This window comes from Pseudomonas sp. 203-8, assembly GCF_020708595.1.
GTDB lineage: Bacteria > Pseudomonadota > Gammaproteobacteria > Pseudomonadales > Pseudomonadaceae > Pseudomonas > Pseudomonas aeruginosa.
The window spans coordinates 94,716-107,825 of sequence record NZ_JAJFDF010000002.1 but is presented as its reverse complement, the minus strand read 5'-3'; the positions used below and the strand labels follow the sequence as shown (position 1 = coordinate 107,825).

The window sequence follows — 13,110 nt, the reverse complement described above, 5'->3', positions numbered from 1 at the left end:
ATCAGTCAAAAGAGTGATTTGCCCCGTGACCTTTCGGAGCCTCCCGGTCACAAGATAGAATCCGCCCACTGAATCGTTCAGACCCTATCCAGAACAAGAGGTAACGTTCCATGTCCGATATCGTCATCGTCGCCGGCGCCCGTACTCCCATGGGCGGCTTCCAGGGCAGCCTGGCCGGCGTTTCCGCGGTCGACCTGGGTGCCGTCGTGATCCGCGAAGCGGTGCAGCGCGCCGGCATCGCCGCCGAGGACGTACAGGAAGTGATCATGGGTTGCGTCCTGCCCGCCGGCCTGAAGCAGGGCCCGGCCCGCCAGGCCGCGCTGGCGGCCGGCCTGCCCGCCGCCACCGGCTGCACCACCATCAACAAGCTGTGCGGCTCGGGGATGAAGGCGGTGATGCTGGCCCACGACCTGCTCAAGGCTGGCACCAACCAGGTGATGGTCGCCGGTGGCATGGAAAGCATGTCCAACGCGCCCTATGTCCTGGAGAAAGCCCGCAGCGGCCTGCGCATGGGCCACGGCGAGATCAAGGACCACATGTTCCTCGACGGCCTGGAGGACGCCCGTACCGGCCGTTTGATGGGTTCGTTCGCCCAGGAGACCGCCGACAAGTACGGCGTGACCCGCGAGGAGATGGACGCCTATGCCATCGAATCGCTCAAGCGCGCCCAGGCCGCCATCGCCGATGGCTCGCTGGCGGCGGAAATCGTCCCGGTCACCGTCACCAGCCGCAAGGGCGAGAGCGTGGTGAAGGACGACGAGCAACCGCTGACCGCCAACCTGGAGAAGATCCCGAGCCTCAGGCCGGCGTTCCGCAAGGACGGTACCATCACCGCCGCCAATGCCAGCTCGATCTCCGACGGCGCCTCCGCGCTGGTCCTGATGACCGCCGAGGAAGCCCAGCGCCGTGGCCTGAAGCCGCTGGCGCGAATCGTCGGCCATGCCACCCAGAGCCAGGACCCGAGCGAGTTCACCCTGGCGCCGATCGGCGCGATGACCAACCTGTTCGCCAGGACCGGCTGGAGCAAGGACGACGTCGACCTGTTCGAGATCAACGAAGCCTTCGCCATGGTCACCATGCTCGCCATGCGCGAACACGGCCTCGATCATGCCAAGGTCAATGTCTATGGCGGCGCCTGCGCCCAGGGCCATCCGGTCGGCTCCACCGGCTCGCGGATCATCCTCACCCTGATCAACGCCCTGCGCCAGAAAGGCGGCAAGCGCGGCGTCGCCTCGCTGTGCATCGGCGGCGGCGAAGCCACCGCCGTGGCGCTCGAACTGCTCTGATACGGCGTTGAGCCATCGGCGCCCGGCCGGCTCGCGCTGTCCGGGCGCCCTCTTCCTCAGGTGCCCACCGCGGCGCTGCGCGCCGGACGCGGAAACACCAGCGCCGCGGCGAAGGTCAGCGCGGCGAAGCCCGCCAGTACCAGGTACAACCCCAGCAGCCCCTGCCGTGGTTCCAGGTAGGCAATCATCGGGATCGCCGCCGCGCTGGCGCCGAACGACAGGAAATAGCGCAGGGCGAAGACCCGCGCCTGCCACTGCGGCGCGACGAAGTGGGCGACCATCGCATCGTTCACCGTCACCTGGCCGAACACCGCGAACATGAACAGCGCGCCGAACAGCACCACTGCGCTGCCGTGGCCGTAGGCCAGGGCCAGCAGCAGCGGCACCTGGCAGAAGGTGAGGAAGACGAACGGCAACTTCAGGTTCAGGCGATCGATCAGGCGCCCCATGATCAGTTGCGCCACCGCGCCGAAGGCATAGGCCAGGCTGACCACCACGCCGAGGGTCTGCGGCGACGCCAGCAAGTCGCTCAGGCGCTCCTGGAACAGCTTCGGGTAGGTCACGGTGCTGGCGTTGAACACCACCCCGCCGGTGGCGGTGACCAGCGCCAGCACGCCGAACACCCGGCGCATCGACAGGCCCTCGCTGTCCTCGCCACGCGCCGCGGCCTTGGCCGACAGGTGCGGCGATGGCTCCTCGCGCACGCAGAAGAAAAAGCCGATGCCGAGCAGGATGGCCACCCCGCCGGGCAGGATGAACGCCGCACGCCAACCGAAGTGCGCGGTGAGAAAGCCGGTAAGCAGCGCGGCGAAGGCGACCCCGAGGTTACCCCACATGCCGTTGATGCCGATCTCGCGGCCGCGGTTCTCCGCGTGTGCCACCAGCATCGCGGTGCCGACCGGGTGGTAGATCGCGGCGAATACCCCGATCAGGGTCAGCCCGGTCACCAGCATCGGTACGCTGCCGGCCAGCCCGGTGAGCAGTGCGGCGGCGCCGATACCGAAGAAGAACAACAGCATCATCCGCCGCCGGCTCCAGGTATCGCCCAGCCAGCCGGCCGGCAGCGAACAGGCGCCGAAGGCGATGAAACCGCCCAGCGACAGGCCGATCAGACCGGCGTAGTCGAGGTCGAAGCTGCCGGCCATGCCGAGCACGGCGGCGGGGAAGATCAGCATGAACATGTGGTCGATGACATGCGCGGCGTTGATGAAGCGGATAACGGTTCGAGGTCGGTTCATGGCGTGCGGTCTGAATGGTCGGTGAGGAATGGGCGTCATGACCCGGGCATGATAGGTTGACCGAAAAGCGCAGACAGGACAGCGAGGTCATCGAAACGGACATGCTGATCGAGCACCGCCCGGACGGCCTGCTGGCCGCCATCTCCCTCGACTTCCCCGACGGCCATCACCTGGGGCGGCATTTCCACCCGCAGGCGCAGTTCCTCTACGCCGCTCGCGGCCTGATGCGCCTGGCCACCCACCACGGCGCCTGGGTGATCCCGCCGACCCGCGCGGTATGGATTCCGCCCCGGGTGGAGCACGAGATATTCATGTCCGGCGAGGTGCACATGCGCACCCTGTTCATCGAGCAACCCGAAACGCCGACACCGCTAAGCGACTGTTGCGTACTGGCGGTGACGCCGCTGCTGCGGGAAATGATCCTGCGCGCCATCCACCTCGAGAGCCAGCCGCGCCTGGACGACTTCCGTCAGCGCCTGCAAGGGCTGATCCTCAGCGAGATCGCCAACCTCGAACGGATGCCGCTGTACCTGCCGATGCCCCGCGACCGCCGCTTGCAGGCGATCTGCCAGGCATTGCTGAAACAGCCGGAACTGGGGCTGACCCTCGATGACTGGGGCCTGCGGGTCGGCGCCAGCTCGCGCACCCTGGCGCGGCTGTTCGCCCAGGAACTGCAGATGAGCTTCCATGAGTGGCGCCAGCAACTGCGCCTGACCGAAGCCCTGCCGCGCCTGCTGGCCGGCGACAGCGTGCAGGTGGTCGCCCGCGACCTCGGCTACGGCAGTACGCGGGCCTTCAGCAGCATGTTCCGCCGCCTGCTCGGCGAAACCCCGCGCGACTACCTGGGGCGACTGGAGCAACTGGCACGGGTCAGGGGCCGCGAGGACTGATGCCCCACGGCGCAACGCCAAGCAATGGCGAATCGGCGGATAACGCCTGCGGCGTTATTCGCCCTACCAAGGCTTCAGTAGGGCGCATCCGCCGCTCCCGTAGGGCGCATAACCGCAGCGCGGTTATCCGCCGAACCGGCCTGGATGGTGCAAGGCGGGAACGCGAGGATTGACGCCCTACGGCGCAACACCGAGCACTGGCGGATCGGCGGACAAAAAGAAGCCCTCCAGCGGAGGGCTCTCGGAAAAGGGCGCCGGAGCGCCCGGATGGGATCGTCGATCAGTGCGGGACGCCCAGCCCCGCCGCGCTCATGAACAGGCGCATCAGCCAGGCGGCGACGCCCAGGGCCAGCACGCTGGCGGTCCAGATACCCGCCAGCCAGGCCAGGCGTCGCCAGAGCGCTGGCTTGGCCGCGCTATCTCGTTCGGGATGACTCGGCGTACGGACCATATGCGGCGCCTCCTCAGTGATAGCCATCGCCGTGCTTCACCTTGCCGCGGAACACGTAGTAGCTCCAGGCGGTGTAGCCGAGGATGAAGGGAATGATGAACAGCGCGCCGACCAGCATGAAGCCCTGGCTCTGCGGCGGCGCCGAGGCCTCCCAGATGCTCACCGCCGGCGGGATGATGTTCGGCCACAGGCTGATCCCCAGGCCGCTGTAGCCGAGGAAGATCAACACCAGGGTGAGCACGAACGGCTTCACGTGGTCGTTGTTGGCCACCGAGCGCAGCAGCGCATAGAAGGTCACCAGGACCAGGATCGGCACCGGCAGGAACCAGAACAGGTTCGGCAGGCTGAACCAGCGTGCGGCGATCTCGGCATGGGCCAGCGGCGTCCACAGGCTGACCACCCCGATGATCGCCAGCAGCACCAACGCCAGCGGGCGCGCCAGGTCGTGCATGCGCTCCTGCAGGCGGCCTTCGGTCTTCATGATCAGCCAGGTGCAGCCGAGCAGGGTGTAGGCGACGATCAGGGCCAGGCCGCAGAACAGCGGGAACGGCGCGATCCAGTCCAGCGAACCGCCGGCGAAGCTGCGGTTCTCCACCGGGATGCCTTCGATGAAGGCGCCCAGCGCCACGCCCTGGAAGAAGGTCGCCACCAGCGAACCGCCGATGAACGCCTTGTCCCAGATGTGCTGCTTGGCCGGCTTGGCCTTGAAGCGGAACTCGAAGGCGACGCCGCGGAAGATCAGCCCGACGAGCATGAAGATCAACGGCAGGTAGAGCGCCGACAGGACCACCGCGTAGGCCAGCGGGAAGGCCCCGAACAACGCCGCGCCGCCCAGCACCAGCCAGGTCTCGTTGCCGTCCCAGACCGGCGCCACGGTGTTCATCATCACATCGCGGTCGCCGCTGTCCTTGAAGAACGGATAGAGCATGCCGATGCCCAGGTCGAAGCCGTCCATCACCACGTACATCATGATGCCGAAGATGATGATGACCGCCCAGATGAGGGGAAGATCGATACCCATGTCTCAGTTCCTCTTGTCCTGGTCGCGGTCGGCCGCTTGCGCGTGGCCGTCGTGCTCTTCGTCGAAACCTTCGCCGGCGGCCGACAACGGCCGTGCCGGCGTGCGCTTCTGCCCGGCGCCTCCCGGGTTGGTCTCGCGTCCCTCATGGGTGACCGGGCCCTTGCGCACCAGGCGCATCATGTAGCCGATACCGACGCCGAACAGCGAGAAGTACACCACCACGAAGGTCAGCAGGGTCAGGCTCATCTGCGTCACGCTCTGCGCCGAGGAGGCGTCGGCGGTGCGCATCAGTCCGTAGACCACCCAGGGCTGGCGGCCCATCTCGGTGGTGAACCAGCCGGCGAGGATCGCGATCAGGCCGGACGGTCCCATCAGCAGGGTCAGGCGCAGGAAGGCCTTCGAGTTGAACAGCTTGTCCTGGCCGCGCCAGCGCAGCCACAGGCTCCAGACGCCGACCAGGATCATCAGCATGCCGAGGCCGGCCATGATCCGGAACGACCAGAACACCACGGTGGAGTTCGGCCGGTCTTCCGGCGGGAAGTCCTTCAGCGCCGGGATCGGCTCGGTCAGGCTGTGCTTGAGGATCAGGCTGCCGAGCACCGGGATCTCCACCTTGAAGCGGGTTTCCTCGCGCTGCATGTCCGGCCAGCCGAACAGGATCAGCGGGGTCGGCTCGCCGCTGCTGTTGTCCCAGTGGCCTTCCATCGCGGCGATCTTCGCCGGCTGGTGCTCCAGGGTATTGAGGCCATGGGCGTCGCCGATCAGCGCCTGTACCGGGGCGACGATCAGCGCCATCCACATGGCCATCGAGAGCATCTTGCGGATCGCCGGGTTGTCGCGCCCGCGCAGCAGGTGCCAGGCGGCCGAGGCGCCGACGAAGAAGGCGGTGGCGAGGAACGCGGCGACCGACATGTGCAGCAGGCGGTAGGGGAACGACGGGTTGAAGATCACCGCCAGCCAGTCCACCGGGATCACCCGGCCGTCGACGATCTCGAAACCCTGCGGGGTCTGCATCCAGCTGTTGGAAGCGAGGATCCAGAACGTCGAGATCAGCGTGCCGATCGCCACCATCACCGTGGCGAAGAAATGCAGGCCCGGTCCCACGCGGTTCCAGCCGAACAGCATGACGCCGAGGAAACCGGCCTCGAGGAAGAACGCGGTGAGCACCTCGTAGGTCAGCAGCGGACCGGTGATGGACCCGGCGAAGTCGGAGAAATGGCTCCAGTTGGTGCCGAACTGGTACGCCATGACCAGCCCGGACACCACGCCCATGCCGAAGTTGACCGCGAAAATCTTCGACCAGAAATGATAGAGGTCGCGGTAGACCTCTTCGTTCGTTTTCAGCCAGAGGCCTTCCAGTACGGCCAGGTAGCTGGCCAACCCGATGGTGATCGCCGGGAAGATGATGTGGAAGGACACGGTGAACGCGAACTGGATGCGGGCAAGGTCGATAGCCTCCAATCCGAACATGGCAACTCCTCTTCAGGTTCTCGGCCCTTCCGGCTTACGTGCGGATTCGGCCGTGCTTCCTCACGCGCAACGCTACGCAAGGTTTTGGAACACATCCTTCAGCTATCGTTCTTGTCATTGGAAAGCGACCGCAGCCCTGGATGGCAGGAATGCGGGAAGGGTCGCAAGCAGATTCCCGGACCGCCCGCCTTGATGCAGAGCAATTCGGTACGAAAATCTTACCCGTTAGCCTAGACCGTCCTGCTGTGGTCGGTTGTCGCGAGACAAATTGCCTCAGCTCTCTCATATTCATTAATAGAATATAAAAATAAACAAATAATATTTTTATGGAATAAAAAGAGTCGCTACTCTCCCCTTCAAGCCGCCCCTCGCGTGTTGGCGCCCCTCCTTCACCGCCCTGAACGCAGCGGCGGACATCGCCCTACAAGGATCGAAGAATGAAAAAACTGCTCCTGCTGACTGCCCTGGCCTCCGTCATCAGCGTTTCCGCCAACGCAGCGGAAAAGCTCCTCGTCGCCGCCACGCCGATCCCCCACGCGGAAATCCTCGAGCTGATCAAGCCGACCCTGGCGAAGGAAGGCGTCGACCTGCAGATCAAGGTGTTCACCGACTACGTGCAGCCCAACGTGCAGGTCGCCGAGAAGCGCCTGGACGCCAACTACTTCCAGACCCTGCCGTACCTGGAGAACTTCAACAAAGGCAAGGGCACCAACCTGGTCACCGTGGTCGGCGTACACGTCGAGCCCTTCGGTGGTTATTCGAGGAAATACAAGTCGCTGGCCGAGCTGCCCGACGGCGCCACCGTCGCCATCCCCAACGAAGGCAGCAACAGCGGGCGCGCCCTGCTGCTGTTGCAGAAGGCCGGCCTGCTCAAGTTGAAGGATCCGAACAACGCCCTGGCCACGCCCAAGGACATCGCCGAGAACCCGAAGAACCTGAAATTCAAGGAACTCGAATCGGCCCTGTTGCCGCGCGTGCTGGACCAGGTCGACCTGGACCTGATCAACACCAACTACGCGCTGGAGGCCAAGCTCAACCCGGCCAAGGACGCGCTGGTCCTGGAAGACCGCGACTCGCCCTATGTGAACTACCTGGTGGCGCGTCCGGACAACAAGGACAGCGACGCCCTGAAGAAGCTTTCCGCCGCGCTGACCAGCCCGGAAGTGAAAGCCTTCATCGAGAAGAAATATGCCGGCGCGGTGGTCCCGGCCTTCTGACCCCAGCCCATCCCGACTCCCACGCTGGGCGCCGTTGCAGCGCCCCTTGTTCACGCCGGTGTCGCATGGCTTGCACCGGCGTTTCTTTTTCCGCAACGGCCCCCGCCCGCAGCCGTTCCGGCCGTCGTCGCGGCGCAGGCGCTGGAGGCGCCCCGTGCCGTCAAGGAGTTACCCATGAGCGAGAAACCACGCCCCGCGCCGCTGACCTTCCCCGACGCCGACCGCAGTCCGCTGAGCATCCGCGCCAAGGCCCTGGTGTTCTTCGACCCACGCTCGCACCGGGTCCGCGAAGAACTCGAGCGCCTCGCGCCACAGGGCCAGCCGGTGCTGATCGAAGGCGAGACCGGCACCGGCAAGGAGCTGCTCGCCCGGCAGATCCACCGCCACAGCGAACGCGCCGGTCTGTTCGTTGCGGTCAGTTGCAGCGCCCTCAGTCGCAACCATGCCGAAGCCGAGCTGTTCGGCTACGCTCCCGGCGCCCATAACGGCCCGGTCGGCAGCCGCGCCGGCTGGTTCGGTTCGGCCAATGGCGGCACCCTGTACCTGGACGAGATCGCCGACCTGCCGCTGACGCTGCAGGCCAGGCTGCTACAGACGCTGGAGGAACGCGAGGTGCTGCGGGTCGGCGCGCAGCAGCCGATTCCCCATGACGTGCGCCTGGTCACCGCCACCAGCGTCGACCTGGACCAGGCGGTGCGCGCCGGCAAGTTCCTGGCCGGCTTGCAACAATACCTGCACGACGGCCGCCTGAGCCTGCCGCCATTGCGCGAACGTCCGGGAGACATCCTGCCGCTGGCGGAATACTTCGTCGGCGTCTATGCCCAGCGCCTGGACCTGCCGGTGCCGACCATCGGCGTGGAAACCCAGCGGATCCTCGAGAGCTATCCCTGGCCAGGCAACATCCGCGAGCTGGAAAACGTCGTCCACTTCGCCCTGCTGGTCAGCGACAAGGAAGAAATCCTGCCGCAGCATCTGAATTTTGGCGGGGCAACGCCAGACCCATCGCTGGCCGGTCTGCGGCGCCTGCTCGGCCAAGCCGGAGCGCCGTCGCTGGAGCAGATACAGGCCCTGCTCCTGCAACTGGCCACCGAGCAGGCAGGCGGCGACGAGGAGGCGGGAAGGCGGCGCTTGGGACTGGCGGCGAACTGAAGGAATCCTTCGGCGAACGTGCGGGAAAAGCGCGGCGCCGAAGGCTTCCATACGTCCGAAGGATTGGCTCCCGGGCCCTTGATCGTGTTTATATTGAACGCTTGATCAAATTAAGGACGAGGAGACCAGCCTGTTTTGACTGACGCACAATCGCCCTCCGCCACCCCCTCCACCCCCACGCCCATCCGCATGAATCCCCCGGTGTTCTACGGTGCGGCGATCCTGATCCTGCTGTTCGCCGCAGTGGTCATCGGCTTCCCCCAGCGCGCCGGCGAATGGCTGCTGGCCGCGCAGACCTGGGCCTCGCAGACCGTCGGCTGGTACTACCTGCTGGCGATGACGCTGTACCTGATCTTCGTGGTGGTCACCGCGCTTTCCGGCTACGGCAAGATCAAGCTCGGTGCCGACCACGACGAGCCGGAATTCAGCTACCTGTCCTGGGCCGGCATGCTGTTCGCCGCCGGCATCAGCATCACCCTGTTCTTCTTCTGCGTATCCGAACCGCTGACCCACTTCCTCCAGCCGCCGCAAGGCGAGGCCGGTACCCAGGAAGCCGCGCGGCAGGCCATGGAACTGCTGTTCCTGCACTGGGGCCTGCACGGCTGGGGCGTATTCGCCCTGGTGGCGATGGCGCTGGCCTACTTCGCCTACCGCCACAACCTGCCGCTGGCCCTGCGTTCGGCGCTCTACCCGTTGATCGGCAAGCGTATCAACGGGCCGATCGGCTACACGGTGGACTGCTTCGGCATCATCGCCACGGTGTTCGGCCTCGGCGCCGACATGGGCTTCGGCGTGCTCCAGCTCAATTCCGGGCTGGACTACCTGTACGCCATACCGCATACCCATGCGGTGCAGATGGTGCTCATCGTGCTGATGATGGGCGCGGCGATCTCGGTGGCGGTCTCCGGGGTCGACAAGGGCATCCGCATCCTCTCCGACATCAACATGCTGCTGGCTTGCAGCCTGTTGCTGTTCGTGCTGTTCGCCGGTCCGACCCAGCACCTGCTCAACACCCTGGTGCAGAACGTCGGCGACTACCTCGGCCACCTGCCGGGCAAGAGCTTCGACCTCTACGCCTACGGCGGCCCCAGCGACTGGCTGGGCTCGTGGACGGTGTTCTACTGGGCCTGGTGGATCGCCTGGGCGCCCTTCGTCGGCCTGTTCATCGCGCGCATCTCGCGCGGCCGGACGATCCGCGAATTCGTCTTCGGCGTGCTGTTCATCCCGCTCGGCTTCACCCTGGCGTGGATGTCGATCTTCGGCAACAGCGCCCTGGAGCAGGCCCTCGGCGGCGCCAGCGAACTCGGCCGGGTGGCCATCGAGCAGCCGTCGATGGCCCTCTACCAGATGCTCCAGAACTACCCCTGGAGCCGCGCGGTGATCACCGTCACGGTGCTGGTCAGCTTCGTCTTCTTCGTCACCTCGGCGGACTCCGGCACCGTGGTCCTCTCCACCCTCTCCGCCCACGGCGGCAGCGCCGACGACGACGGGCCGAAGTGGCTGCGGGTGTTCTGGGGCTCGGTCACCGCGCTGGTCACCGGCGGGCTGCTGTTCGCCGGCAGCATCGACGCGCTGAAGTCGGCGGTGGTGCTGACATCCCTGCCCTTCTCGCTGATCCTGCTATTGATGATGTGGGGCCTGCACAAGGCCTTCTACATGGAGTCGCAGCGCCAGCGGGCGCGGAGCCACTCCCTGGCGCCGCTGATGAGCGGCAACGGCAAGCGCTCCGGCGGCTGGAAGCGACGCCTGTCGCAGGCCGTGCACTTCCCCTCGCGGGACGAGGTGTACCGCTTCATGAACGACGTGGTGCGCCCGGCGATCAGCGAGGTTTCCGAGGTGTTCCGCGAGAAGGGCCTGGCGGTGGACGCCCAGCTCGACCCGGGCAACGCCTCGCTGAGCCTGGAGATCGGTCATGGCGAGCAGCATCGGTTCCTCTACCAGGTGCTGATGCGCGGCTACTTCACGCCGTCCTTCGCGCGTGCCGGCATGGGCGGCCTGCACCTGAAGAATCGCCGCTACTTCCGTGCCGAGGTGCATCTCGCCGAAGGTAGCCAGGACTACGATCTGATGGGCTACACCAAGGAGCAGATCATCAACGACATGCTCGACCAGTACGAGCGGCACCTGCAGTTCCTGCACCTGGTGCGTTGAGCGCAGGAAAAGGGGGCGCGCAGGGCGCCCCTTCCCTCATCCTCCGTCCCTGACCGCGGGGAATGACGCTAGCGGCAACATCCCATCCCCGTGCAGCTGCGAATCCCTCAGCGCGCCAGCACTCGCCGGTAGAACAGCACGCAGATCGCGACGAATACCACCAGTCCCAGCCACTGGGCGATGCCCGCGAAGCCGGCGCCGGCCAGCGCCAGCGGCGCGTCCTCGCCGGTGGCGCCGATCACCCCGGCGAGCAGGATGCCCATCAGGCTCTCGCCGACGATCAGCCCCGAAGCCAGCAGCACGCCGCGTCGCTTCGGCTCTTCGGCATAAGCCTCTTCGTCGACCCCGGCCGCCGCCGCACGCTTCTTCAGGGCATTTTCCAGCAGCCAGGAAATCAGCGCACCGACCACCAGGGTCATGCCGATGGTCGGCGGCAGGTAGATCCCCAGGCCCACCGCCAGCACCGGCAGGCAGGCCTTGCCGGTACGGCGCAGGAGCAGGTCGACGAGGATCAGGGCGATGCCCAGGGCGACGCCGATGAGGATCATGTTCCAGTTCAGCGCGTCGTGGAAAATCCCGCTGGCGATCGCCGTCATCAGGGTCGCCTGCGGCGCGGCCAGGGCCTGGCCGGGGTCCATTCCCTCGCGCGGCAGGGCCCCGGTGAAGCCGTAGGCGCTGTAGAGCAGTTCCAGCACCGGGGGGATCACCAGCGCGCCGACGATGCAGCCGACGATCAGCGCGACCTGCTGGCGCCAGGGCGTGGCGCCGACCAGGTAGCCGGTCTTGAGGTCCTGCAGGTTGTCGTTGGAGATCGCCGCGATGGCCAGCACCACCGAGGTGGTAAACAGCGCCAGGGCGATCGCCAGCTTGCCGTTCTGGCGGTCCAGCAGGCCGCCCTCGATGCTGCCGAAGCCGAGTATCAGCAACGACACCAGGATGACCGCGATGATTCCGATCCCCGAGATCGGACTGCTCGACGAACCGACCAGGCCGGCCATGTAGCCGCAGGCGGCGGCGATCAGGAAGCCGAAGAAGAAGGCGAACACCACGCATACCGCCACCAGACTCCAGAACTGCGGGCTGGCCATGTCCGGCGCGGCGGCACCGAGGAAGTGGCTGAAGACCACGAACAGCGAGACCAGCAGTATCCCGGCGATCAGCAGGATCCACTTGGCCGGCATGTCCAGCTCGGTGCGCAGGCTGTTCGCCTGGCTATTGCCGCGCACTGCCCCGAGGGAGGCCCAGACGCCCCGCACCATCGGCTTGAACAGGGTCGCCAGGGTCCACAGCGCGGCCACGCCGATGGTGCCGGCGCCGAGGAAGCGCACCTGCGAACTCCACAGTTGGGTGGCCAGGTCCGACAGGCTCTGGCCGTCGGCCGGCACGCTGTTGACGGTCAGCAGCGGCACCGCGACGCCCCAGGAGATCACCACGCCGATGAGGATCGCGATGCCGGCGGTGATGCCCATCAGGTAGCCGGCACCGACCAGCGCCAGGGAAAAACCGGTGGAAAGGCGGAACGCCGCCTGCCCGGCACTGAGCCAGACGCTGAAGCCTTCGGCGAGAACCTTGAAGCCGCTGCTCCAGAGGCTGAACAGCGCCGCCACCAGGCCGCCGCCGAGGATGTCGTAGAGCCCCGGCGCGTTACCGGCGGCACGCGGCGCGCGGGCGTCTTCCTCGTCCTCGGCGCCGTCGCTGCCGACCCGGAGGATTTCCGCCGCCGCCACCCCTTCCGGATACGGCAGTTCGCTCTGCACCACCATCACCCGGCGCAGCGGAATGGTATAGAGCACCCCGAGAATGCCGCCGATGGAGCAGATCGCCGCGGTCTGCCAGAACGGGAAGCCACTCCAGTAGCCGATCATCAGCAGGCCGGGAAGGATGAAGATGATCGAGGACAGAGTGCCGGCCGCCGAGGCCTGGGTCTGCACCATGTTGTTCTCGAGGATGTTGGCGCCGGAGAAGTAGCGCAGGACGGCCATCGAGATCACCGCCGCCGGGATCGACGAGGCGAAGGTCAGGCCGACCTTCAGACCGAGGTAGACGTTGGAGGCGGTGAAGACCACGGTGATCAGCGCACCGAGGATCAGGCCACGCAGGGTGAGCTCTGGCAGGGTCAGCTCATCCGGGATGCGTTCTTGCATGGATGAAAACTCTCGAAACAATTGGACCCGCCAAGCTTAGGCGAGAGCGGCACGCCGGGACACGACAGCGAATGTCGCAGAGGCGACCTTTTC

The 13,110-nt window shown here is 66.3% G+C and carries 10 protein-coding genes; 5 read left to right on the top strand and 5 right to left on the bottom strand.

The genetic code is table 11. The features are described from left to right. Nucleotides 1–110 precede the first annotated feature (110 nt). Nucleotides 111–1,286, top strand: a complete 1,176-nt coding sequence (locus LJF27_RS04010; protein WP_003118278.1) for an acetyl-CoA C-acyltransferase — start codon at nt 111–113, stop codon at nt 1,284–1,286. A 56-nt stretch (nt 1,287–1,342) separates the two neighbouring features. Here LJF27_RS04010 and LJF27_RS04005 read toward each other — a convergent pair whose 3' ends face one another. After that, nucleotides 1,343–2,524 (bottom strand): MFS transporter, encoded by a 1,182-nt coding sequence (locus LJF27_RS04005; protein ID WP_003093049.1) that lies wholly within the window; start codon nt 2,522–2,524, stop codon nt 1,343–1,345. A 101-nt stretch (nt 2,525–2,625) separates the two neighbouring features. Here LJF27_RS04005 and LJF27_RS04000 point away from each other — a divergent pair, with 101 nt between their 5' ends. Continuing rightward, nucleotides 2,626–3,414: an AraC family transcriptional regulator gene (locus LJF27_RS04000; protein ID WP_004345774.1), complete on the top strand. Its 789-nt coding sequence runs from the start codon at nt 2,626–2,628 to the stop codon at nt 3,412–3,414. A 280-nt stretch (nt 3,415–3,694) separates the two neighbouring features. On the opposite strand, the gene LJF27_RS03995 is transcribed toward LJF27_RS04000, so the two are convergent. From LJF27_RS03995 to cioA, 3 genes are read right to left on the bottom strand one after another with little or no spacing between them, the layout of a single operon-like run. Continuing rightward, a complete protein-coding gene (locus LJF27_RS03995; protein ID WP_003103026.1) occupies nt 3,695–3,865 on the bottom strand; it encodes a DUF2474 domain-containing protein in 171 nt (56 codons plus the stop codon). A 13-nt stretch (nt 3,866–3,878) separates the two neighbouring features. Continuing rightward, nucleotides 3,879–4,886 carry a cyanide-insensitive cytochrome bd quinol oxidase subunit II gene (gene cioB, locus LJF27_RS03990; RefSeq protein WP_003093053.1) on the bottom strand — a complete coding sequence of 336 codons (1,008 nt, stop codon included), beginning with the start codon at nt 4,884–4,886 and terminating at the stop codon, nt 3,879–3,881. Nucleotides 4,887–4,889: 3 nt separating this feature from the next. Next, nucleotides 4,890–6,356, bottom strand: a complete 1,467-nt coding sequence (gene cioA, locus LJF27_RS03985) for a cyanide-insensitive cytochrome bd quinol oxidase subunit I (RefSeq protein WP_003103027.1) — start codon at nt 6,354–6,356, stop codon at nt 4,890–4,892. Between the two features lie 437 nt (nt 6,357–6,793). On the opposite strand from cioA, the gene LJF27_RS03980 reads away from it, so the two are divergent. The 3 genes from LJF27_RS03980 to betT all read left to right on the top strand — a co-directional run bounded on the left by LJF27_RS03980 (nt 6,794) and on the right by betT (nt 10,873). Further along, on the top strand, nt 6,794–7,573 hold the full coding sequence (locus tag LJF27_RS03980) for a MetQ/NlpA family ABC transporter substrate-binding protein (RefSeq protein WP_003118275.1): 780 nt from the start codon (nt 6,794–6,796) through the stop codon (nt 7,571–7,573). Nucleotides 7,574–7,747: 174 nt separating this feature from the next. Beyond that, nucleotides 7,748–8,722: a sigma 54-interacting transcriptional regulator gene (locus LJF27_RS03975; protein ID WP_023117159.1), complete on the top strand. Its 975-nt coding sequence runs from the start codon at nt 7,748–7,750 to the stop codon at nt 8,720–8,722. Between the two features lie 189 nt (nt 8,723–8,911). Then, nucleotides 8,912–10,873 (top strand): choline BCCT transporter BetT, encoded by a 1,962-nt coding sequence (gene betT / locus LJF27_RS03970; protein WP_016852485.1) that lies wholly within the window; start codon nt 8,912–8,914, stop codon nt 10,871–10,873. A 107-nt stretch (nt 10,874–10,980) separates the two neighbouring features. Here the strand turns inward: betT and LJF27_RS03965 are convergent, their stop codons facing one another. Continuing rightward, nucleotides 10,981–13,017, bottom strand: a complete 2,037-nt coding sequence (locus LJF27_RS03965) for an OPT family oligopeptide transporter (RefSeq protein ID WP_003114310.1) — start codon at nt 13,015–13,017, stop codon at nt 10,981–10,983. Nucleotides 13,018–13,110: the final 93 nt, after the last annotated feature.